The organism is Allorhizobium sp. GW101-3B10 (assembly GCF_059424725.1).
This window is the reverse complement of sequence record NZ_JBWKZR010000001.1, coordinates 1,895,501-1,916,236: the sequence shown is the minus strand read 5'-3', so window position 1 is coordinate 1,916,236 and position 20,736 is coordinate 1,895,501. Positions and strand designations below refer to the sequence as shown.

Below are 20,736 nucleotides of genomic sequence, written 5' to 3'. Positions count from 1 at the left end.
TCAAGGTGCGACCAAGCGGGGTCGGAGGTGCGACCTATAGTCTGTTCGACAGACGTTCCGATGCGCCGCGGGCGAGCTTCTTCTTGTCGGCCTCGCGCGTGTAGAGTTCGGCCATTCCGAGACGAGACCAACCGTACATGGCCATCAGTTCGTGTGCGGTGGCGCCCTGGTCGGCGGCGATCGTCGCGCCGGCCTTTCTCAGGCCATGGGCACGGCAGACATCAGGCAGCAAAGCTGCCTGGCACTGTTTGGCAAACCAGTTGCCGAAGGATGCCGCCGAGCTGAAGGGCTTTCCCTTTTCCGTCGTCAGGAAGGTGAGGTCGCCGGTCTGCGTCGCTTCAATCGATTCCCGCAGCTGCGCGAAAACCGGCAGATAGACCCATTGTCCGGTCTTCTGGGTACGCAGTGCGATCACGCCGTCCTTCAGGTGCTGCCGGCCAACGACGACCGCATCGGAGCGGCGCAGGCCGAGAAAGAGCAGGATGTCGATCGCCAGCCGCGCCTTCGTGCCGAGCTTGTGGTGCTCCCTGTATTGTTCCACCTGGTCGACGGTCCATGGGTGAAATCCGTCCGACTTCACATTGACCTTCGAGACGCCCATGCATGGATTGATTTCCACATGCTCGGCCTCGGCCGCCCATCTGAACAGGTGGCTCATGGTCTTGAGGAAATTGTTGGCGGCGTTCGGGGTTGCGGCGCGCTTGTCCATGCCCTTCTTGATCGCCGACCGGGTGACGGCCGAGAACGGACCATTGGCGTTCTTCGGATCGGCCAGCACCTGCAACAGGATGTTCTCCCGGGCGCGGCGCGTGGCCGGCGCGAGCTGGGCGAAGACGGCGCTGCGCTTGTATTGGTCGACCAGCCACTTCAACGAACCAGCCGGTGCCTTCCCCCTGGCCGGTATCGTGACAAGGCCCGTCAACGCCTGCTCATAGGCCGCGTTGAAAGCCTCGCCGCCATAGGGCTCGGGCAGGCGGATGCGGCGACCGTTGCGTTTGAAGTACCAAACGAACTTGCCGTGGCGGGTCTTTTCGCGGGACAGATAGGGTTTGCGGGCCATGTCCTGCATCAGAGATCAAAGTCCTCATACTTGGCAAGGGGCTTTGTGGCCTGGACTGCCGGCATTTCCGGCGAGATGCCGATGCGCTTGCCATCGATCTCGATCCACACCGTCACATTGTTCGCCTTTGCGATATTGGCCATGCGCTTCAGGTCGGCCGCCTTGACGATCGCTTTCGAGGTCATGCCTTCCTCCAGGATTCGAAATCGGCGCGCAGCTGCTGCCAGCGGGCGGCGGCGGCGGGGTCCTTGTTGAGATCGGCGCGCGAGCCAATCGACAGGATGGAGCGCACGCGGGAGGCGACGCGCTCCTTGTCGGTCGCTTCGAGGGCGTGGCGTTCGGAGAGGTAGCGCGCGAAATCGCCGCGCTGGCAGAACATGCCGCACTGGGCGGCAAAGTCCTTTGCCTCCCTTTCGCGGGTCTCGGCCTGGTGGCGGCCGGAAAGTTCGTTCTTCAACCTCTCGATCTCGGCGAAGGCGGCCTCGGCGATCACGATCGACGCGCGCAGATAGAGCGGCGCGTTGAACAGCAGCTCTTCATCGTCATAGGGGCATTTGCGCGACAGGGTGGCAATCGGCGCGGTGGCGCCGGTCAACGGGTCACGGGCGCCGATCTGGGCGACGCGCGCGGCGGTGTCATAGATCCGCGACCATTCCGGCGTGCAGAGCCCGGCCGTGATCCGGGCGCGGCGGAAGATCACCCTTGCCTCGTCCAAGGTCATGGCGGTGGCGAGGGTCATCCTTCGTCCCTCAATGTGGTAGCCGTTGGATCGACCTTGCGGCAATCGATCGGCTTGAAGCCGTCGGTGACGTAGCCGTCATGCAGCAGCGTGATGCTCGGCACAAGGAAGCTTGATGCGTGCAGGCGCTGCAGCTCTATACCGATGATGATGCCTTCGAAGCGGTCATTATCTGCACTGGCGTCCACAATGACCTCGTCGCCGATCTTGAAGCGGTTGAGGTCCGGCACGTCGATGATTCTATTTTCCTGAGAGAGCTCAAGCACGCCCGGCCTCCTTCGCACGAACGTGCGATTTCATTTTCATGTACTCAATGAATGACAGGCCACTGTCGTAGTTGAGCCAGTCCTGATAGTTCTGCTGGCTGCGGGTGAGCTTGGGTGGCGCAGGGCTATGTTGAACAACTGCGGCCTTGCCTGCATCGGTGACGTGAAAAACATCATCGCCGCCGCTCAGAGCGTTTCCCGGCCGAACAGTCATGAGCCCGGCGCTGACGAGCGCCATGCAGTCGCAATGGTCTTTGCTGCCTTTGCCGGTTACGAAGTGGTTCCGGTACATCGTGCCGCGCCCATATTGGTCTAGGCCGAGAGTGTGCTGCAGGATGTGGAGTTGCTTAGTGTCCATCTGCTGACCCCCTCTCGTCGATGTTGCCGCGATGGACGGTGAAGGTGTAGGCGACCACCCACGGATTGGCTTCCCATGCGCCTGCACCGTTAATCGAATTCCAGAGATCTCCGTATGCATCTCTGGCCGTTGGGCATAGTTGTCCCGAAGTCTGTGATTTCCACCATCCATCGTTCTTCGGCGCCCGCTCTACGCCCTCGGCGATCGCATCCGCTTCGCTGATGTCCTGCAGCCGCTCGACGCGGACGTCGGTGACGATCAGGGTGAGGCGCGAATGCTTCTTCGCCATGAACCGGCCGAGCCGTTTGTGCCATGCCACCGTTGACGCATCCTTGTGGTGGCGACCGAGGCGAACCGTCTCGCCGGCCGGCGCATCGAATAGGATCTGGTCTGTGTCAGGGGTAAATGCCCACTTCTGCCGCCCGCCTTTCGAGAGTTGCCCCTCGACAGGTTCCCAGTGGCTGAGCTGGTAGTATCTTTCCCCGACATAGAGACGGTCGCCTGGCTCTGGTTTCCGGTACAAGTCAAGAAGGGCGCGATCACTTGTGACGATGCGACCGCCGACTGCGCCGCTTGCATTCCAATATCCAGACCGGCTTTCGAGCTGGTAAGGCTGCGGATTGAGCGCGCGGCGCGTCTGCGTCTTGCGGCCGTCGATCAGCGCGCGAACCATCGGGGCGGAGAAGGGAATGGGCAGATCCGTCAAAGCAGCCTCCTGTCGGAAAAGCGGGCGCAGTCGGGGCAGAGGTGGGTCCAGTCGCCGGCCTTACGGATGGGTTTCCAGCCTTCGTCGACGATCTCGGCCAGCAGTGCGCGGAAGGCTCCTTCCTCGGCCGTGTGGCGATAGCGGGTCGGGCAGGCGTCGCAGCTGATGCCGAGGCGGCCATTTGTGCGGATGAGCGTCACGGGTGGCGCTCCTCAAGGGCGGCGACGTGCATGGTCACGCGGGGCAGCGAAAATGGTTTGCGCACCGTGCCACCATATTCCGAGGCGCTGATCATGCGGCCGACGATGCCCCGGTCGGCGCGGGTGGCGTCGAGCAGGATGGTGGGGTCGTTTTTGTTGTGCTTGGCAAAGAGGCCGATGCGGACCAGGTGAGCGCGCAGCGTGGTGTAGGGCATGCCGTAGCGGTCTGCCAGATGTTTGGTATTCGGATCGCGGGCATAGTCAGCGCGAATGGTGGCTTCGTCGGGCATGGTCATCAGTCGACCCTCGCCATGCTATCCGTCGGCTTACCGCCGGCGGCGATATAGGCGTCGAACCAAGCTTTGGCGGCTTCCGTCGACAGCGGCTTTCCGTCGGCGTCGACAAAGCCTTCCGGATCGTCGATCAGCGCCTGATAGGTCGGGGCGCATTCGGCGCAGAGCGGGGTGGCCGGGCTCGGCAGATAGGCCTCGCCCTCCTGGATGGCATGGCCGCAGGCCTCGCAGATGGCGACGGCGGTCTCTTCGGCTGCGCGGTCCAGTCGCTCGATATCGGCGAGGATCAGGGCGGCGGCGCGGACCAGGTCCTGGCGGCGCGTCTTCGGCTTCCACCAATCGGCCGCCCAGGGCCAGCCAGTGACGACGCGGCCGGCGCTGCGTTTGCGGGTGTCGTCGGAATAGCCGGCGAACTCGGCATAGGATGCCGCCGCGGCCGCCAGCTCGCCATCGGTATATTTGTCGTCATGCTCGGCGGTAAAGCCTTCCTCGCTCTGCTGGCGCAGGCGCTCGGCGATCACGTCGCGGATGGCGCGGGTCTGGTCTGTCATTGGCTTTTCTCCCGGATGAGTTTGACCTTGTCGATTTCGCCCGGCCGCGCGCCCTCGCGCGCTTCGCTGGCCGATGCGGCGGTAACGTCCTCGGCCGTTCCGTCCTTGAAGTGGATGCGGAAAAGCAGTGTGCCGCCGGGCGCATGGATCCGGCGGGAAGGGCGGTCAGCCATGGGCGTGGGCCTCCAGCATCGCTTTCCAGCGGCGGAAGCCATCGAGCTTGCGGCCGGCGCGGCTGTTGTGGGTGTCGACGTCAAGCGGCAGGAGTTCGAACAGCCATTCGATTGTCGCTTCCATGTCGGCGAGTTCGTCGGCGAGCGCCGACAGATTGGGGACGCCTGTCTTCTGGTCCGATGCGTCCAGCCCCTGGATGAGGCAGCGGGCAAGGATCTTGGTCAGTTCGGCGGCTTCTTCCGCGCCCTTGCCGAGCGCCTGGTGAATGACGGTGCGGGATTCCGGAAGCCATAGGGTGATGTCGCTCATGACCGCACCTCGTCAGACCGTCGCGGCGAGCGCATAGGCGAGGCCGAAGACGATCGGCGCCAGCACGGCGAATTCGACCGAGCGGCTCCGCAGCGCCGGCGGCCAGGCGAGGGAAAGGAAGTGACGCTCGAGCAGGAGGGCGCGCATGTCAGCCTCTCCGGACGAACTGGCGGCGGGCGGCAGCCAGCGCATCGGGCAGCAGGGCCTCGATCACCGGGCGCGACCAGTTGCGGGCGATCAGCGCCTCTTCGGTTCCGACCTCGCCGGAGCCCTGCATTTCGCAGATATCGGCGGCCATGCGCTCGATCAGGACCGCGCGGCAAGAGCGCTGAACCTTTTGCGGCGGCGGAGCTTTGGGGGTGACTTCGGCATAGCGGATCATGACGGTCTCCTTTTCCGTTCGGGAAACCGCAGCGGCCAAGGCTGCGGAAACCGGAGCGGAAAAAGCGATCAGGCGACAGCGTCCTCGCTCCACCAGGCCTCGGTCTGGCGGCCATCGGCGGCCTTGTAGCGGACGAGGTAGGAGTCGGCGCCGTTCACATACTCGGCACGGCCGATGACGTGACCCGTCTCGCCGCTCTGGGCGAGTGACACGGGGGCGCCAAGGCTGAACTTGAATTCCTTGCGGCCTGCGGGAAAGGCAAAAGGTTTATCTGCCTCGGCCGGCTGCACCTCGTGGATGCGCAGATCCATGTGGGAATGGCAGTGAAAGTCCTGGGTTTCGCCGGCGGCAACGCGGCCCCCGTAGTTGGCGAAGGGCACGCCGTCGGGCCCATAGCCGTGCACGTCGACGGGCCATCCGTGATTGGCTTTGACGGTAATGGTGGTGGTCATGTTGCTCTCCATGGTTCCCGACCGGATCCCCGCCGCCGGCCACTTGGGGGAGTGGGGTTCGGCCGGCGGCGGGTCTTGCGGTCGTCCCGCCCTGGGAGGAAGGGGAGGCGGGATGGCGGAAACATAACGCGTAATAAAATACGCCGTCAAGCCGTAGAGAGGAATAAAATACGCACTTCCCGCCGAGGCCTCTCGCCGGGCCTTGCGGGCGCGGCGGTGCTTCGCCTAGCTTGTGGGACGGATGAAGCCGTCGGGGAGGGTAAAATGCGGGGACTTGACCGGAGGATCGCGGCGCGGGTCGCTGGCGCTTTGGGCTGCTGGCTCGGGCTGGCGGCATCGGCCTTTGCGGCTGAGGTGCCGCGCTTCGATGTCGAAGCGCATTGCGAAAAGATCGCCAGCTTCGGCGGCAGTTATTCGGCCGTGCTCGACGAGGCCTGCTTTGCCCAGGAGCAGCAGGCCTATGACAGGCTCAAGCCGATGTGGCCGCAACTGCCGGCGGAGATGGCCGCGCATTGCGAGAAGATCGCCAGTTTCGGCGGGCCGGGCAGCTACACGCTGATGGAAGCCTGCGTGCAGCAGGAGATGCAGGTCTCCGGCGGCAAGGCGGGCAGAACCTTCAAATTCTGATCAGACGCCGAACAGTTCGTTGGTCGTCAGCACGCGGTGAATGTCCTTGACGTGGTCGCGGGCAAGTTCGATCTCGGCGACGGGATTGCGCTTGCCGATGGTAATCGCCTTTTCCGTGCGCTTGCGGTAGATGCCGAGCGAGGCTTCCTCGGGCGTGTGCTCGCCATTTCGGCACTGGACGACGACGATGTCGCCGATGCGTGGCGGCTTGTGCGGGTTCACGTAGATCAGGTCGCCGGGAAAATATTGCGGCTCCATCGACGTACCTTCGACATAGAGCGCGTAGATGCCGCGGGCGCCGATCAGCGCCGGCGGACGGCGCACATAGTCGACGACGCCGCCCTCGAGCTGGAAGGCGCCGCGCGCCAGCGAGCCGGCGGCGGTTCCCATGACGGGCACGTCCAACGGCATGGCATTGCGATCGGGAAGGGGCGGCGCGGCCGGGCCGGCGCCATCCATTTTGGCTGCGACCGGCGCGCCGGTTTCATCGGTTTCGCCCATCAGGAACTGCGGCGTGGTCTCGAGCACTTTGGCGATCTTGTAGAGCGTGTCGATGCGCGGGTTCTTCGTCGTGCCGTCGAGGATCTTGCGGACGGTATCCTTGGCGCCCGTCGCCTCGATCGAGACGCGCTGCGCGGTTTTCCCGCTTCGCAACAGCAAGAGATTCATTCGATCAATCAAAGTCTTGTCCATGGTGCGTATCATAGTACGCGTCTCCCGTGTGAAAAAGCGGATTAAAAGCGATTGACTGGCGTAATTAAATACGCATATGTTCGCGCATGGACCTGAGACAGCAACTCATATGCGTCGCCGACGCCTTCTGCCTTGCCAGCGGCATGAGCAAGGCTCGCCTTTCGACGATCGTGCTTTCGGGCGGAAAACGCCTCCAGCGGATCGAGGAAGGCGGCGATCTCGGCACGGCACGGTTCGAATCTGTCATGCGCTGGCTTTCCGCCAACTGGCCGGCGGAAGCCGAATGGCCGGCGGGTGTGCCGCGTCCTGGTGTTACCGTCCCGGAGGCTGCCGAATGAGGTCGCTTCGTTACTCCCACCTCCCTCCCCACTCTGCGAGCCGCTCTCTCGCGGCGGGGAAGACCGTGCGGGCCTTGTGCCCTTCCTCGTTGGCCGCAGGGGCCGCACGGATTGCTTTTCAGTTGTTCCCCTCCGCGCCGGCCCTCCAGTCGCCGACGCGGCAATTCGGCCGGAGCGCGCAAAAGGTTCTGCGTGGCGGACTGCTCCGGCTGTTTTCTCTTGCTCTGTCCTCACGCTGTCGGCCTTTGGCCTGCGCTCCGGACGGGGCCTCGCATGGGCTCGGATGGGCTTGCGTCCTGTATGGGCGGGGGACGGCTGGCGCGGCATGGGTGCCGGGCGGCGCTGGCTGGCTTCGGGGTTATGCATGCGGGCCTCCGTGATTTGATGGCCTGAGACTAAGGCGCGCGGGCGCCGGCTTCACCGAATCCTTTTGTCCCATTGTTTCCTTGACCGAACTCAGGGGTGTTTTCGTGCGCACTGTTTCCGAAGAAGAAGTGAGGACCCTCAAGGGGGCAACCGAGGCGGCCTGCAAGCTGGGCGGCGGGGTCACCAATTTTGCGCTGCTGACGCGGGTCAACGTGGCCACGTTGTCGAAATATGCCTCGATCAACGAAGAGTACAGCGAAAGCCTGATGCCCGTCGACGTGGCGATCGAGGCGGACCGCTGGGCCAAGAGCCCGGTGATCGTTTCGGCCATGGCCAAGGCGCTCGGCTATCGCCTGGTGCCGGACGAAGACGCCGGCCTCGCCGCGCCCGCACGACTGACCGAGCGCGACGCGCACACCGTTCTTTCCGAGGCCATGGACGTGACGCGCGAAACGCTCGCCGCCGTTGAGGACGGCCATGCCGACGCATGTGAGCGCAAGAAGATCCGCAAGGAACTGATGGAACTGGTGCGCGCGGCGGAGACCATGCTGCTCAAGGTGAGGGGCTGAGACGATGAAGCACCCGGGAACCCGCATGATCGGGGTGACGATCAGCATCACCGACAAGGCGAAAATCACACTGGACCGGCAGGCCGCCGAACGCGGCCTGTCTTCCTCATTCTGGGCCGGGCAGATCTTCGACATGGGTTTTGCCGCCGTCTGCGCGCGGGAAAAGAGCATGCCGATTTCGGACGGTGACCTCGACGCGCTGGTCGGCGCGACGCTGCTTCTGACGGCGCGCGACCAATGGGACGCCGGCGCGATCGCCGACATGCTCGGCGTGCCCGAAGCGACTGTCCTCAAGGTGCTGGAAGGCTGGAAAACCTATCGCAGGGGGCAGGCATGAACGCCGAAGCTGAAACCGTTCGATCGGAACTGCTCGTCAAGCAGGCCCGCATGGCCCGCGTGATCGAGCTTTTCCGCGTGCAGCACCTGTCGACCGACGCGATCGCCGAGGCGCTCGGGATTTCCGAAGAGCAGGTCTGTGCGCTGCTCGACGAGGCGGAGAGGGGTGGGTGGTGATGAGCTGGTGGATGACCGCGAAACCGGGCGACCGGGTCGAATGCGTGGTGGACTATGATTTTGCCGTCAAGCTCTCCGCGATCACGGCCGGCGTTGCGCTGCCGCGTGTGGGTCAGGTCTATACGATCCGGAACCTCTGTGTGCGGTTCGACGTGCCCTGCTGCCGCCTGGTCGAAATTGTGAACGACGAGCGGTTTCATGAGGATCTGGGTTACGTCGACGAACAGGCATTTTCTGTTCATCAGTTCCGTCCGCTCGTCGCGCGGCCGACCGACATTTCCGTCTTCAAGGCCATGCTTGGGCCGCAGGATGCTTCGAGGCCGGCTGCGCCGGCACCTCAGCATGAGGGGGCGGACAGTTGAACGCCCTTGCCGCCATCGTCGAACCTTCGGAACTGGTCGCCAGCATAGAGCGGGCGCGGGCGCTGCTGGATGCCGGCGACGTCGAGGCGGCACTGCTGCTGTCCACCGGCGTCTATGAGCAGGCCAAGGCGGCGGGCGGTTATGCGCAGAAGGTCAAGGTCAGCCGCGAGCTGGTCGACAAGGCGCGGGTCCTGCAAGCCGAGGCCTTGAAGATCGAAAGCATCTGCTATGTCGCCATGGCGGACGCGGTCGACGCGGCGCAGGCCAAGGGCGAGCTTTCGCGCGGCGGGCGGCCGGAAAAGGTCCACGACGCGGACCGTTTCACGCTGGAAGAGGTCGGGATCGACAAGCGTCGGCTGCATGAAGCCCGTGGGCTGCGCAATGCCGAGCGCAAGGAACCGGGCTTCATCGACCGGGTGATCGAGGTTCGCCTTTCGGAAGGGCTGGAGCCGAGCCGCGCCAGCCTGAAACAGGCGGCGGGACACGCGATCGGAACCAAGACCGCAACGAAGGGCGAGCGCGGCGAGGATCTCTACGAGACGCCGATCGAGGCCATGCGCACCCTGCTGGCGCTGGAGAGCTTCTCCGGGACCGTGCTGGAGCCGAGCGTCGGCCGTGGCGCAATCCTCAGGCCGCTCGAGGCGGCGGGCTATGATGTGCGGATCTCCGATCTCGTCGATCGCGGCGTGACGACGCAACACGGCGAATGCCAGGGGGTCGGGGACTTTCTTGCGTCCGATCTGGCGCCGCTGTGGGCGGTCGGACCTGACATCGTCACCAATCCGCCCTATGGCGTGGCGAACGCTTATATCGCCCATGCGCTGAAAGCGCACCGCCCGGCGAAGATGGCGATGCTGCTTAACCTCAATTTCATGTGCGGTTTCGACGACCCTGACCGCACCTTCGTCATGGATCTGAACCCGCCGAGCCGGGTCTATGTCTTCACCCGGCGCCTGCCGATGATGCATCGCGACGGATGGTGCGGCAACCGGGCCTCCAGCCAGATGAACACGGCGTGGTTTGTCTGGGAGCGCAATGCCGACGGCAGCTATGGCGGGGCGCGCGGAAGCTTTCAAACGATCCGGGTGGACTGGGAGGCCTATCAAGATGTGGCGGCTCTTGCGCCCGGCGACGGCGGCTTTTCCGCGCCGATTGCGTTCGGCGGAGTAGATTCTCGGATCAAGCCAGAGGATGACGAGGGCGAACGGCAGACGCCGCGCAAGAGCCTCGACGAGCGCGTCGAGGAAGAGATCAGCCGAGCCATTTTCTGGCTCAAGGAAATGGTTCCCTTCGACAGCGGTATCCTTCGCCGTGGGATCGGCGTTCGCGACAGCGTGGCAATCGCGCTGATCGATGCCATGGCCGCAAACGGGCTGATCGAAAAGGATGACGACGGCCTATGGATGCCGACCGGCGAAGGCGTCAGGCTGACGGCGACCGCCAATGCCGCCGAGGCTGTCGCCGCGTGGCGGGCCGGCAAGGCGGTGGCGTCATGAAAGCCACTATTCCGCTCTTCGATGCAGGAGAAATCCGCGTCCTGACCCTGGAGATCGAAGGAAGAACGTTCGTCTATGCCGCCCGCGTTGGCGACCGTGACCCAATGGAAATGACTTTGGGCGAATGGCGGGCTGCACCGTTGCTGTCCGCTGTCGTCATGCTGGAGCGCGTCGTTGGTGGCGCCGGCGGCAAGGCGGTGGCGTCATGATGTCGTCCCGTCCCGTCCTCCGTTGGCATGGCGGCAAGTGGTTGCTTGCGCCATGGATCATCAGTCACTTTCCGCGCCATCGTGTCTATGTCGAGCCGTTCGGCGGTGCGGCCTCTGTTCTGCTGCGCAAGCCGCGGGCCTATGCCGAGGTCTACAACGATCTCGACGACCTGGTCGTGAACCTGTTTCGGGTTCTGCGGGACCCGGAAAGCGCCGAGCTGCTGCGCGCCAGATTGGCGCTGACACCTTTTGCCCGAACGGAATTCGAGGCCGCCTGGGACGATTCAGGGGATGATGTCGAGCGGGCTCGCCGGTTGATCGCCCGCTCGTTCATGGGCTTCGGCAGTAATGCGCATAGCGACCTCGGCAAGGGCGCGAAGACGACGGGCTTTCGAGCCAACAGCAATCGCAGCGGAACGACGCCTGCCCACGACTGGGCGAACTTCCCGGACGTGCTGCCGGCGGTCGTCGAGCGTTTGCGGGGCGTGACCATCGAACGGCGTCCGGCCATTCAGGTCATGGCGACGCACGACGGGCCGGACACGCTCCACTATGTCGATCCGCCCTATCTGCCGGAAACGCGCAACAGGAAGAACCGCTTCGATCCCAAGCACCAGTACCGCCACGAACTGACGATCGACGACCATGTGCAGCTGCTCGAGGCGCTGCGCGGGCTGGCCGGCATGGTCGTCCTGTCTGGCTACCCCGCATCGCTCTATGACGAGAACCTGCCGGGCTGGGAGCGCGTCGAGCGGTCGGCCCTTGCCGATGGCGCACGCGAGCGAACGGAAGTGCTGTGGATCAATCCTGCGGCGCAAAAGGCCATGGCGGGACGCGGTAAGCAGGAAAGCCTTCAGTTTCATGCACTGGAGGTGGCGTCATGACCCTGCCAAAGCCCATTTTCGACGCCGCGGGGCTGGCGCTGTTTCTCCATGCCCATGTGATGCGCGCCGGCGCGCTGGCGGCCGATCTGACGCCGGATCTTCGGGCCAATGATCCGGCGCGGCGCAATGCCGAGCGGGGCGAACGGACGCGGCTCAGGAATGCGGCGGACGTGTCGCGCGAGATTTTTGACCTGGCGCTCGCCGGCAAGCCGGTGATGCCGGGGCATCGCCGCCGGCTCTGGCTCGCCATGGGGATCGACCCCGATATCGGAGGGCAGGGCCAATGATCGGTCATTCACCGGACAGGGCAGACTATGACTGGCGTGGCTTTTCGCGGGCGCTGAAAGTCCGGCATCGCGGCGAGACGCGCGGCATTCGCGCGATCGCCGACGAGATCGGGGTGACAGCATCCGACATGAGCCGCGCCATGGGCGGGCAGATCGTCAGCGTCGGCAAGGTCATCGCCCTTTGCCAATGGATCGGTGTTCCGGTCGAGCGGTTCTATATCGCCCCGGATAAATCAATCGAAACAGACTGTTGCAGCAGGCCAAACGTGAAACGCGATGGCTTGAAAGAGGGACTTGGCGCATGAACATGCACACGCTGTTCGGGTCGGCTTCGACCCTCGACCTGATGCACCGGCAGGGCGGCGGGCGTCCCATGATCGTCGACAGCTTTGCCGGAGGCGGCGGGGCCTCGACGGGGATCGAGATGGCGCTCGGCCGCTCGCCCGATATCGCCATCAACCACAATCCGGCGGCGCTGGCGCTGCATGCGGCGAACCATCCAGAGACACTGCACCTGTCGGAAAACGTCTATCACGTCGATCCGCTCGACCACATGCGCGGGCGGCATATCGGGCTGATGCACTTCTCGCCCGACTGCAAGCATTTCTCCAAGGCCAAGGGCGGCAAGCCGGTGGAGCGCAACATCCGCGATCTCGCCTGGATCATCCCGGGCTGGATCGAGCGGATCCAGAAGAGCGGCGGCAAGGTCGACGTCGTCACCATGGAAAACGTCGAGGAATGGAAGGACTGGGGGCCGCTGATCGAGACGGAACGCGGCCTCATGCCATGCCCCGACCGGCGCGGCCATACCTTCAAGGCCTGGTGCAAGGCGATCAAGCGGCTGGGCGGCAGGATCGAATGGCGGGAACTTCGCGCCTGCGACTACGGCGCGCCGACGATCCGCAAGCGGCTGTTCCTGATCATGCGCTTCGACGGCAAGCCGATCGTCTGGCCGGAGCCGACGCATGGCGACCCGAAGAGCGAGGATGTGATCGCGGGGCGAAAGCTGCCCTGGCGCACGGCGGCGGAGATCATCGACTGGTCTCTACCTTGCCCGTCTATCTTCGACACCAAGGAGCAGATCTGGGAAAAACACCGGCTCAGGGCTGTGCGCCCGCTGGCAGACAATTCCATGGCTCGCGTGGCGCGCGGGATGTATCGCTATGTGCTGGATTCGGAAAAACCATTTCTGGTCTCCATCGCTCACGGTGACAGCGGCGGGCGGCGGGAATATCCGCTGGATGAACCTTTCGGCGTCGTGACCGCCGGCGGGATCAGTCATTCGCTCGTCGCCCCGTCGATCACCCGCTTCAACAGCGGCGCGACGGGCAGCGCCATGGACGAGCCACTGTCGACGATCACCGCCAACAGCTTCATCAAGCGTCCGGGCGGGGCCGCACCCGTTGGCATGATCGCCCCCGTTCTCACCTATGCCCAGCAGGGCGGCGGCTCGCGATCCGTCGAAGATCCGCACCACACCATCTGCGCCAGCAACAAGGACCAGAACGCGGTGATCGTGCCGCATCTGACTGCCTTCTACGGCCCCGGCGCCGGCGGCGAGGATCGCTCGGCTTCACCGGAAGAGCCGCTGCGCACCGTGACGACGGAAAACCGCCATGCCGTCGTCGTGCCGACGCTGGTCGGTTGTGGCGGACGCGCGGGGCAGAGCCGGCCAAGGGGTGGCGACGAGCCCATGGCGACTATCACCGCAAAGGCGGACGGATGCGTGGCGACCGCTTTTCTTGCCCAGAACAATTACCTTGAGCCGGGCCATGATGCGCGCGAGCCGCTCTCGACCATCGTCAGCAGGGGATCGACGCAAGCCCCGGTCGCAGCCTTCATCTCGCGCCAGTTCGGAACGTCGACGGGGCACGGGGTCGACGCGCCGCTCGGAACGGTCACCGCGGACGGCGGCGGCAAGTCGGCACTCGTCGCGCCATATCTCTCGGCCTACTACGGCGTCGACCAGGACACGCCGATTGATGAACCTGTCCACACGCTGACGACGAAGCCGCGTTTTGGCCATGTCGAGGCTTTGATCGATGTGCCGCCATTTACGGTAGACCAGGAGGATCGCGCCCGCGAAGTCGCCGCTTTCCTGCGCAGCTTCGGCTTCTGGGACGAGCGCGAATTTGTCACCCTCGAAATCGCCGGCATGAACTTCGTCATCGTCGACATCGGCATGCGCATGCTCACCCCACGCGAGCTGTTCAACGCTCAGGGGTTCCCGCCGGATTACATCATCGACGGCGTATGGGAAGGCGAGGGCGAGGACCGCCGCTTCGTCGAGTTCACGAAGAACGTGCAGGTGTCCTGCTGCGGCAACAGCGTCTCGCCGCCGCCCTATGCGGCGATCGTGGCGGCCAATTGCCCGGAACTGATGGTGATGAGGGAGGCGGCCGAATGATCACCACGGTTTTGCGCCAAAGCTGCAACGAAAACGGGGCGCGATCGCTCGCGCCCCGTCTTGGGTCGTCAGGCCGCCTCTCGAACCGAGATCACGATCTCCTGACCAAGGGCGCGCAGCGCCTCCTGCAGAAGACCGATCTTCGTCCCGTGGTCGGGATCGAGAATGCGGCGGGCCTCCGTCTCGGTCTTGCCGAGCCGGCGGGCAAGCTCGGCCTTCGAAATCCCGGCCTTGCGAAAGGCCTGGACCACGGCGAGCTTGGCCGCCTCGTCCGCGGCCACCGCGACCGGAACGCCATCGCGGGCTTCCGGTCGGGGCAGGTCGCGGTCGTCCTGAAGGATGCCTCGAAGGGCAAGGCCAAGCGCTTCACGCGCATTGTCCATGGATTCCTCGAGGGTATCACCGGCGGTGATCGCCTCCGGGACGTCGGCAAAGGTGACGAGAAACCCGCCGTCGGGGTCTTCTTCAACCGTCGCCATATACTGGTAAAGCATGAAACACTGGTGCTCCTTTTCTGGTGGTCGTTTGCATTTCGATCGAAGGTCTGCGGCTGGGAAGGCTTGGCATCAGATGATGCCAAGCTGCTTTTTCACCAGTCGCACATATCCCGGTGTGTATTCTCCGGACTTGAGGGTTGTGATCTTGCCGTCGAACCTGACCCGGTAGTGCGAACCCTTTCCCTTGTCTTCGTAGATCTCCAGTTCCTTGCCTTGGTCCTTGGCGATTTTTCGAAGCTCTCGGATGAATTGGTCGCGCTTCATTTGACCTCCTTTCTTGAGATCAAATGTCGCACATTTTTGTGCGGGTGTCAATCGTTGCCGCACAAAAATGTGTCGATTTCTCTCCCGCTTCCGTGGTTGTCTGGGAGGGTCGAATAATTTCACACGTGGCCCGTTTTTCGATCATACCCGGCTGGATCGTCACCGATCCCAGGCTCAAGGGCAATGATCTGAGGGTGCTCTGCCTGCTCGGGCGGCACACGGACAAGCATGGATGGTGCCGGCGCAGCCAGGTGAAGATGGCGGCGCAGCTCGGCTGCGCGCGATCGACAGTTCAGGCCTCGCTCGACCGGCTGGGCGAACTCGGCGTGGTGGAAAAGCATGTCGAGGAAAGCCGCGACGGGCGCGACAGCGCGCATTCCTACCGGGTGATCTACGATGCGCCGCCGCCGGAAGGCTATGCTTTCAGCGCATGGGACGAGGCCGATGGCGAGGAAGAAAATCCCATTCTCGCGCTGTCCGGAGAGACCCCCCCTGCCGGTATACCGGCACCCCCTGCCGACCCAGAGTCGGCACCCCCTGCCGGTCCTGGATCGGCACCTATTAACGATCCCTCTCTAACAACCCCATCCGAACGGAGAGAGAGAGAGCGCGCCGGCGCGAAGGATCATGGGACGGAAGGGGGGAATGCTGGCGGGCCGGTGAATGCGGAGCTGATCAAGCGGGTGCAGAAGTTCTGCACCGGTGAGGGCTATTCGGAGGGCGAGTGGCCGAAATGGGGATCGTCGACCATCGGCTATATCGCCCGGGAGTTCGCCAAGCTTTCCGGCGAGGAACGCGACGAGGCCTGCCGCTGGCGCGACTGTTTCCTCGCCAAGTGCAAGCGCGAGCGGATCACCAAGCCCATGCCGGTCGGCAATTATTTCCGCGACCGGGTTTGGGACATGCTGACCGACAAGGACCGGCATCTGGGGCAGACGGCGGCCGTGGCGGGGCGTCCGGTCGGCGCTGACGGGCGCATTGCGGTTCCGGTGTTCGGGCCTGCCTGGGCTTCGGCGCGCATGCTGGCGGTGCTGAAAAGGCCGCGTGCGGTCGAGATCCCCGACGATATCCGGGAGCGCAAGCAGGAGACGTTCGACACGCTGCGGCGGGCGAGCATCAGCCGGGCGGAAAGCTGGGCGATGCGGGTCGGGCTCGAATTCGACGCGGCCGGGCAGCTCCAGTTTCCCGAAGGTTTCGAGCGGGCAGAGGCCAGCCGGCGCATCGCAGAGGAAGGCTATCCGGAGGCAAACCGCCTGATCGAGGCGGCGCGAGACCGCAACCATGTGAGCGTGGAAGCCGTGTTCGAACGGCTGAAGGATCTCTGCGAGGCGGTGCCTGTCGGCTCGGATATGTGGAAGGCGTGGCAGGCCTGGCATGTCCAGAACAACAAGCCGTTCGTGCCGGAACCGAAGGCAATGAAGGTGGTCTATTTCCCCAAGGGCGGACCGCAACGGATCGACGAATTCCAATTGGCGGCGGAAAGAGCGCTGTCGGACGCACAAGCGAGGATGAGCGATGATGCAGCATAGGGCGGTTCAGGGCGTGGCGATAGGCGTACGCGCTCATGTGAGATTCGAGGACATGGAACGGGAAACGCGGCTGGAAATGCTCGCACTGGCCGCGCGAATCATCCATGGCGATTCGCCGTGGTTTGCCATCCGCGTCATGACCGGACGGGAATCTGCGGTGCAGGAAGCGCTCGAAGTGTTGGGGATAACTGCGCTCGTTCCAATGCGCAAAGGCCCGGATCTTCGACGCCGACATAGGGTGATACCGGGCAGCCTGCAGCCCGTCATCTACGGTTACGTGCTCGTCCAGAGCGATCCGTCGCCCGAAATTCTGGTGGCGTTCAAGGGTGTTCAGGACGTAATCGACGTGCTTGGCGGAGCCGAAAAGCCAATGCGCGTGACGGCCAAAGAGATAAGCCGATTCAAGGCGATGGCAGAGGCTGGAGCTTATGACTGGGAACGGCCTTCGGACCTCGTCTTGAGGGTAGGCGAGGCGGTCAGGGTGAAGGATGGCCCGTTTGCCTCGTTCAAGGCCGTTGTGGTCACGCCGAACGCGAAGGGCAAGGGCGACGTGGTGGTCATGGTCGACATTCTGGGTGGTAGCGTACCAGTGACCGTGCCACTTGCCATTCTTGAGAAACTGTGAGAGTCATCTGCTCACTGGATGCGCTGATGATCCTGAAGTGAGCCTCTGAAAACGCCTAGAAAGCGGGGAGCAATCCCGAGGTCGGTACGCCGGTCAGCCCCAGCCCTGACAGCCTCGATTGGGAGGCACCGATTCAGGGCCAGTGCGAAAGCTATGCCCACGAGGAACAAGACGACTGGCGGCCCGCAAGGCCGCCTTTTGTCGTCTTAAGGATATGACCGCCGAACTGAAACTTGATGTCTCCGAGATAGAGGCGCTCGGCCGCGCAATCGGTCGGCTGCCGGATGCGATCAAGACAAAGGCGATGGCGAGCGCGATGCGCCGTATGCGCGAGATGGCGCGCACGCGGATCGTCAAGCGGAGTTCCGAGCATACAAAGCTGCCGCCTGGCATCGTGCGAAGACTAACGACGGCAAACTTCAATGCCGGAGGAAGATCGCAGGAGATCGTTGTCCGATCGGGATGGATACATCTCTACCAGCTCGGGGCAACGCAGACGTCGCGGGGCGTTCGGGTGAGAGGTCGCGGTTCCTATCTCCATGCCTTTCTGTCCGGCTTCAAGAGCGGACATCGTGGCGTGATGATGCGGGTGGGAGATCAGCGCTTGCCGATACGCGAGCTGTTCGGCCCGAACCCTGCGCATGCCATCACCAATAATCCGGAGGTCTACCTGCAGGTGATGGCGGAGCTGATCGAAGAGCATCTTTTGCCGCGTGTCCTGCACGAGATCGACCGCCTCCTCCCTCGGTGACCACCCCCCACCCCCTTCGGGTCCTTCCTTGGACCCACCCCCAAGCGGGCCGGGGCGACCCCGGGATTTCGCTAGTGAAACTGGTTTTAAAGCTGGGTTGACCGGGTTGACTTGGTTGACTGCGAGACGTCGCGGTTGACTTGAAGGCTCGAAGACAAAGGCAAGTTGACAGCAATGGTATCGGTAGAGACGGGCACGGCAGATGCCGGCGTTTGGCTGACGATCGCCGAGCTGGCGCGGCGCAAGGGTGTGAGCAAACAGGCTGCGACCAAGCGGGTGAACCGGCTGGCGGAAGAGGGAAAGCTGACTGTCAGGGTCGAAGGGCGGAACCGCTTCGTGGAGCTTGCCACCTATGACCGTATCGTCGGCCAGGTGGGTGACGGGTTCAAGGAACAGGCGGCAGCCACCAGCCGGCACATGCGCGGCGGCAGTCGGGACGAGAAAGCCGGCAAGGAAGAGGATCCGCAACAGTCCGGACTTCGCGATGCGCAGACGATGCGCGCCGGGTATGAGGCCAAGCTCAAGGCGCTGGACTTCGCCGAGCGCACCGGACAGGTCGTGCCGCTCAAGGGCGAACACGGGATCGAGGGTGCGCTGATCAAGATCTCCGACCAGTTGGTGCGGGATCTCGGCCAGCCGATGCAATGGGTCGACGAGATCATGGAGGCAAGCCGCAAGGGCGAGCCTCATGTGCGCCGGCTCTTGCGGACGAAGATTGCCGATCTGCGCAGGACAGTGGCGGAGCATCTGCTGGCGCTTTCCGGCGAGGCCGCCCAGGTGGAAGCCGAGGGTGTCCAGATCGAGATCCATTTTGAAGGCGACGGCGCATGAAGGTGGCGCTCAAGCGCTCGGCGGTCGCCGTCATTGCCGCGTTTCTGGCGGCAGCGATCATGCCGCCGGAGAAGATCGACGCCGTCGAATATGCGCGCAACAAAGTTGTTGTGCCGGACGGCCCGCGCAGTGGGGATACCTGGGACGACAGTCTGACGCCTTACATTCGCGAACCGCTGCTGATGACCATGGTCGAAAGCGGCGTCAATGAAATGGCGGTCCGCAAGTCGGCCCAGACTGGCTTCACAACATTGCTGCTTTGCTCGGTGGCGCATTCGATCGCGCAAGACCCTTGCAACATGATGATTGTGCAGCCGACGACAAAGGCTCTTGAAGATTTCGCGAGAGACAAGCTTTCGATAATGATCGAGAACTCGCCGGATCTGAAGCGTCTGGTGCGAGATCAGAAAAGCAGGTCTGGCGATGGATCGACTTCGTTGTCGAAGCGTTTTTCAGGTGGCTCGCTTAAGCTGACCAATGCGAATTCGGCACCGGATCTTCGCTCCTCGACTATTCGCAAAGCTCACCTCGACGAAGTCGACCAATATCCCGACGATCTCGATGGTCAGGGTGACGTCTTCGGTATGGTGGAAGCTCGCCAAGAGAGCTTTCTGATGAGCGGCGACTGGTTTCGGACTTACATCTCGACGCCGACGGTCAAGGGGGCGTCGAAGATCGACGAGAAGTTCGAGGCCGGCGACCAGCGCTATTGGCGCATGCCGTGTCCTGGTTGCGGCGAGAAATTCAAATTCGTCTTTGACCGGAAGTACTTCCGGTTCAACGATGAATTCCCGCATGATCCATACTACGCGACGCCGTGTTGTGGCTCGATCGTGCAGAGCCATGAGAAGGTCTCGCTGATGAAGCGGGGCGAATGGGTCGCTGAAAAGCCGCGACCGGGCGCGTATCCGTCGTATCACTTCGATGCGCTGACCTCGCCCTTCGTGCCGTGGGAAAAGATCGCCGAACGCTTTATCGCCTGCAATGGCGATCCGCAAAAGCTGAAGGCCTTCTATAACCTGACGCTGGGGCTTGCCTTCGACATGAAGGGCGATGCGCCCGACCATGTCAGGCTAATGGAGCGGGCCAAGGGTGAACACTACAAGCGAGGCGTGATCCCGCAGGAAGGCATTGTGCTGGTCGGCACGGCCGACGTGCAGTTGAAGGGCATCTGGTATCTGTTCAAGGCCTATGCGCCCGACCGCCGCAGCTTCCGTGTCGATGCCGGTTACATCGAGGGCGCGACCGACGATCCGAATGGCGGGGCGTTCCTGAAGCTGGAAGAGCTTCGGCAGAAACAGTGGCCCGACAGCTTCGGACGCACCCGCGCCGTCGACGCATTCGGGATCGACTCCGGTTACCGGAGCCATGTGGTCTATACCTGGTGCCGTGGCAAGGCTGGTGTATTTGCTCTCGATGGTCTCGACGGCTGGTCCCGCCCGCCGATCGGCCAGCCGAAGGCGATGGATATCAAGTTCAACAACAAGCGCATCCGCAACGGCATCATGCTTTGGGGTGTGGGCACGTGGTCGTTGAAAGGTACGTTCTACGCCAACCTGCGCAAGGAGGGGCGGGCCGCCGGGAAAGACGAAGATCCGCCGGGTTATTGCCACTTCGCCGACTGGCTTGACGAGGAATATTTCAAGCAGATCACGGCCGAATATCTCGGCACGGAAAAGTTCAAGGGTCGCAGCCGGCAGAAGTGGATTCCGCGTGTCGGCTTTGAGAACCACCTGCTTGACTGCGAAGTGTATGGCGATGCGTTGGCCGATTATCTCGGCGTGTCGCGGATGACACCGGACGAATGGCAAAGGCTGGTCGCGATGCGCGGCGTGCCGGATACCGTGTTCAACCCTGATCTCTTCGCACCGGCGCCGCTCGTGGCGCAGGCGCAGGCCGCAATGCAGCCGACCTCGGCACCCGAGGCGCGCGACGATCCAGAAGCAAACGACGAGGGCGAGGGCTGGCATCAGCCTGTTTCGTTCTGGGGTAACTGAT

At 63.6% G+C, this 20,736-nt stretch carries 34 protein-coding genes; 17 read left to right on the top strand and 17 right to left on the bottom strand.

The features are described from left to right. Positions 1–34: 34 nt before the first annotated feature. The 14 genes from AC07Y0_RS09375 to AC07Y0_RS09310 all read right to left on the bottom strand — a co-directional run bounded on the left by AC07Y0_RS09375 (position 35) and on the right by AC07Y0_RS09310 (position 5,490). Positions 35–1,069, bottom strand: coding sequence for a site-specific integrase (locus AC07Y0_RS09375; protein WP_498676647.1), 1,035 nt, complete (start codon positions 1,067–1,069; stop codon positions 35–37). Next, positions 1,069–1,245 carry a hypothetical protein gene (locus AC07Y0_RS09370; protein WP_498676646.1) on the bottom strand — a complete coding sequence of 59 codons (177 nt, stop codon included), beginning with the start codon at positions 1,243–1,245 and terminating at the stop codon, positions 1,069–1,071. The genes AC07Y0_RS09375 and AC07Y0_RS09370 overlap by 1 nt, the downstream gene beginning before the upstream one ends. After that, positions 1,242–1,799, bottom strand: coding sequence for a hypothetical protein (locus AC07Y0_RS09365; protein WP_498676644.1), 558 nt, complete (start codon positions 1,797–1,799; stop codon positions 1,242–1,244). The genes AC07Y0_RS09370 and AC07Y0_RS09365 overlap by 4 nt, the downstream gene beginning before the upstream one ends. Then, the gene (locus AC07Y0_RS09360) at positions 1,796–2,065 is read right to left on the bottom strand and encodes a hypothetical protein (protein WP_498676642.1); all 270 of its coding nucleotides are present in this window, start codon (positions 2,063–2,065) and stop codon (positions 1,796–1,798) included. Before AC07Y0_RS09360 ends, AC07Y0_RS09365 begins: the two co-directional genes overlap by 4 nt. Beyond that, on the bottom strand, positions 2,058–2,423 hold the full coding sequence (locus AC07Y0_RS09355) for a hypothetical protein (protein ID WP_498676641.1): 366 nt from the start codon (positions 2,421–2,423) through the stop codon (positions 2,058–2,060). The genes AC07Y0_RS09360 and AC07Y0_RS09355 overlap by 8 nt, the downstream gene beginning before the upstream one ends. Beyond that, positions 2,413–3,129, bottom strand: coding sequence for a hypothetical protein (locus tag AC07Y0_RS09350; protein WP_498676638.1), 717 nt, complete (start codon positions 3,127–3,129; stop codon positions 2,413–2,415). The genes AC07Y0_RS09355 and AC07Y0_RS09350 overlap by 11 nt, the downstream gene beginning before the upstream one ends. After that, positions 3,126–3,329 carry a hypothetical protein gene (locus AC07Y0_RS09345; protein ID WP_498676636.1) on the bottom strand — a complete coding sequence of 68 codons (204 nt, stop codon included), beginning with the start codon at positions 3,327–3,329 and terminating at the stop codon, positions 3,126–3,128. The genes AC07Y0_RS09350 and AC07Y0_RS09345 overlap by 4 nt, the downstream gene beginning before the upstream one ends. Next, positions 3,326–3,625 (bottom strand): hypothetical protein, encoded by a 300-nt coding sequence (locus tag AC07Y0_RS09340; protein WP_498676634.1) that lies wholly within the window; start codon positions 3,623–3,625, stop codon positions 3,326–3,328. The genes AC07Y0_RS09345 and AC07Y0_RS09340 overlap by 4 nt, the downstream gene beginning before the upstream one ends. After that, positions 3,625–4,173, bottom strand: a complete 549-nt coding sequence (locus tag AC07Y0_RS09335; protein ID WP_498676631.1) for a hypothetical protein — start codon at positions 4,171–4,173, stop codon at positions 3,625–3,627. The genes AC07Y0_RS09340 and AC07Y0_RS09335 overlap by 1 nt, the downstream gene beginning before the upstream one ends. Beyond that, positions 4,170–4,346, bottom strand: coding sequence for a hypothetical protein (locus tag AC07Y0_RS09330; protein ID WP_498676627.1), 177 nt, complete (start codon positions 4,344–4,346; stop codon positions 4,170–4,172). Before AC07Y0_RS09330 ends, AC07Y0_RS09335 begins: the two co-directional genes overlap by 4 nt. Next, entirely contained in the window at positions 4,339–4,656 is a 318-nt protein-coding gene (locus tag AC07Y0_RS09325; protein WP_498676625.1) for a hypothetical protein, read from the bottom strand. The genes AC07Y0_RS09330 and AC07Y0_RS09325 overlap by 8 nt, the downstream gene beginning before the upstream one ends. Before the next feature lie 12 nt (positions 4,657–4,668). Further along, positions 4,669–4,803: a hypothetical protein gene (locus AC07Y0_RS09320; RefSeq protein WP_498676624.1), complete on the bottom strand. Its 135-nt coding sequence runs from the start codon at positions 4,801–4,803 to the stop codon at positions 4,669–4,671. 1 nt (position 4,804) lies between these two features. Beyond that, positions 4,805–5,038, bottom strand: coding sequence for a hypothetical protein (locus AC07Y0_RS09315; protein ID WP_498676623.1), 234 nt, complete (start codon positions 5,036–5,038; stop codon positions 4,805–4,807). A gap of 68 nt (positions 5,039–5,106) precedes the next feature. Continuing rightward, a complete protein-coding gene (locus tag AC07Y0_RS09310; protein WP_498676621.1) occupies positions 5,107–5,490 on the bottom strand; it encodes a hypothetical protein in 384 nt (127 codons plus the stop codon). Between the two features lie 264 nt (positions 5,491–5,754). Between AC07Y0_RS09310 and AC07Y0_RS09305 the strand changes: the two genes are divergently transcribed. After that, positions 5,755–6,117, top strand: a complete 363-nt coding sequence (locus AC07Y0_RS09305; RefSeq protein ID WP_498676620.1) for a hypothetical protein — start codon at positions 5,755–5,757, stop codon at positions 6,115–6,117. Here the strand turns inward: AC07Y0_RS09305 and AC07Y0_RS09300 are convergent, their stop codons facing one another. Further along, entirely contained in the window at positions 6,118–6,810 is a 693-nt protein-coding gene (locus tag AC07Y0_RS09300) for an XRE family transcriptional regulator (RefSeq protein WP_498676618.1), read from the bottom strand. Between the two features lie 86 nt (positions 6,811–6,896). Here AC07Y0_RS09300 and AC07Y0_RS09295 point away from each other — a divergent pair, with 86 nt between their 5' ends. The 11 genes from AC07Y0_RS09295 to AC07Y0_RS09245 all read left to right on the top strand — a co-directional run bounded on the left by AC07Y0_RS09295 (position 6,897) and on the right by AC07Y0_RS09245 (position 14,241). Next, entirely contained in the window at positions 6,897–7,148 is a 252-nt protein-coding gene (locus AC07Y0_RS09295) for a hypothetical protein (protein ID WP_498676616.1), read from the top strand. Positions 7,149–7,618: 470 nt separating this feature from the next. Continuing rightward, complete coding sequence (locus AC07Y0_RS09290) at positions 7,619–8,083, top strand: phage regulatory CII family protein (RefSeq protein ID WP_498676614.1); 465 nt, start codon at positions 7,619–7,621, stop codon at positions 8,081–8,083. 4 nt (positions 8,084–8,087) lie between these two features. Beyond that, complete coding sequence (locus tag AC07Y0_RS09285; protein WP_498676613.1) at positions 8,088–8,420, top strand: hypothetical protein; 333 nt, start codon at positions 8,088–8,090, stop codon at positions 8,418–8,420. Beyond that, the gene (locus AC07Y0_RS09280) at positions 8,417–8,596 is read left to right on the top strand and encodes a hypothetical protein (protein WP_498676611.1); all 180 of its coding nucleotides are present in this window, start codon (positions 8,417–8,419) and stop codon (positions 8,594–8,596) included. The genes AC07Y0_RS09285 and AC07Y0_RS09280 overlap by 4 nt, the downstream gene beginning before the upstream one ends. 11 nt (positions 8,597–8,607) lie before the next feature. Beyond that, complete coding sequence (locus AC07Y0_RS09275) at positions 8,608–8,958, top strand: hypothetical protein (protein ID WP_498676608.1); 351 nt, start codon at positions 8,608–8,610, stop codon at positions 8,956–8,958. Continuing rightward, positions 8,955–10,454, top strand: coding sequence for a hypothetical protein (locus AC07Y0_RS09270; protein WP_498676606.1), 1,500 nt, complete (start codon positions 8,955–8,957; stop codon positions 10,452–10,454). The genes AC07Y0_RS09275 and AC07Y0_RS09270 overlap by 4 nt, the downstream gene beginning before the upstream one ends. Next, a complete protein-coding gene (locus AC07Y0_RS09265; protein ID WP_498676604.1) occupies positions 10,451–10,663 on the top strand; it encodes a hypothetical protein in 213 nt (70 codons plus the stop codon). Before AC07Y0_RS09270 ends, AC07Y0_RS09265 begins: the two co-directional genes overlap by 4 nt. Further along, complete coding sequence (locus AC07Y0_RS09260; RefSeq protein WP_498676602.1) at positions 10,660–11,547, top strand: DNA adenine methylase; 888 nt, start codon at positions 10,660–10,662, stop codon at positions 11,545–11,547. The genes AC07Y0_RS09265 and AC07Y0_RS09260 overlap by 4 nt, the downstream gene beginning before the upstream one ends. Then, complete coding sequence (locus AC07Y0_RS09255) at positions 11,544–11,834, top strand: hypothetical protein (protein WP_498676600.1); 291 nt, start codon at positions 11,544–11,546, stop codon at positions 11,832–11,834. The genes AC07Y0_RS09260 and AC07Y0_RS09255 overlap by 4 nt, the downstream gene beginning before the upstream one ends. Further along, on the top strand, positions 11,831–12,139 hold the full coding sequence (locus AC07Y0_RS09250; RefSeq protein ID WP_498676599.1) for a hypothetical protein: 309 nt from the start codon (positions 11,831–11,833) through the stop codon (positions 12,137–12,139). The genes AC07Y0_RS09255 and AC07Y0_RS09250 overlap by 4 nt, the downstream gene beginning before the upstream one ends. After that, complete coding sequence (locus AC07Y0_RS09245) at positions 12,136–14,241, top strand: DNA cytosine methyltransferase (RefSeq protein ID WP_498676597.1); 2,106 nt, start codon at positions 12,136–12,138, stop codon at positions 14,239–14,241. Before AC07Y0_RS09250 ends, AC07Y0_RS09245 begins: the two co-directional genes overlap by 4 nt. Before the next feature lie 68 nt (positions 14,242–14,309). Here the strand turns inward: AC07Y0_RS09245 and AC07Y0_RS09240 are convergent, their stop codons facing one another. Together AC07Y0_RS09240 and AC07Y0_RS09235 are read right to left on the bottom strand one after the other, a co-directional pair. Continuing rightward, positions 14,310–14,735 carry a type II toxin-antitoxin system HicB family antitoxin gene (locus AC07Y0_RS09240; RefSeq protein ID WP_498676595.1) on the bottom strand — a complete coding sequence of 142 codons (426 nt, stop codon included), beginning with the start codon at positions 14,733–14,735 and terminating at the stop codon, positions 14,310–14,312. Positions 14,736–14,807: 72 nt separating this feature from the next. Next, positions 14,808–15,002 (bottom strand): hypothetical protein, encoded by a 195-nt coding sequence (locus AC07Y0_RS09235; RefSeq protein ID WP_498676593.1) that lies wholly within the window; start codon positions 15,000–15,002, stop codon positions 14,808–14,810. Between the two features lie 125 nt (positions 15,003–15,127). Here AC07Y0_RS09235 and AC07Y0_RS09230 point away from each other — a divergent pair, with 125 nt between their 5' ends. The 5 genes from AC07Y0_RS09230 (at position 15,128) to AC07Y0_RS09210 (ending at position 20,735) form a co-directional block, all read left to right on the top strand. Further along, positions 15,128–16,531: a helix-turn-helix domain-containing protein gene (locus tag AC07Y0_RS09230; protein ID WP_498676591.1), complete on the top strand. Its 1,404-nt coding sequence runs from the start codon at positions 15,128–15,130 to the stop codon at positions 16,529–16,531. Between the two features lie 52 nt (positions 16,532–16,583). Continuing rightward, positions 16,584–17,156, top strand: coding sequence for a transcription termination/antitermination protein NusG (gene nusG / locus AC07Y0_RS09225; protein ID WP_498676590.1), 573 nt, complete (start codon positions 16,584–16,586; stop codon positions 17,154–17,156). Between the two features lie 214 nt (positions 17,157–17,370). After that, the gene (locus tag AC07Y0_RS09220) at positions 17,371–17,907 is read left to right on the top strand and encodes a hypothetical protein (protein ID WP_498676589.1); all 537 of its coding nucleotides are present in this window, start codon (positions 17,371–17,373) and stop codon (positions 17,905–17,907) included. Between the two features lie 165 nt (positions 17,908–18,072). After that, entirely contained in the window at positions 18,073–18,738 is a 666-nt protein-coding gene (locus tag AC07Y0_RS09215) for a winged helix-turn-helix domain-containing protein (RefSeq protein WP_498676587.1), read from the top strand. After that, complete coding sequence (locus AC07Y0_RS09210) at positions 18,735–20,735, top strand: phage terminase large subunit family protein (RefSeq protein WP_498676585.1); 2,001 nt, start codon at positions 18,735–18,737, stop codon at positions 20,733–20,735. Before AC07Y0_RS09215 ends, AC07Y0_RS09210 begins: the two co-directional genes overlap by 4 nt. Position 20,736: the final 1 nt, after the last annotated feature.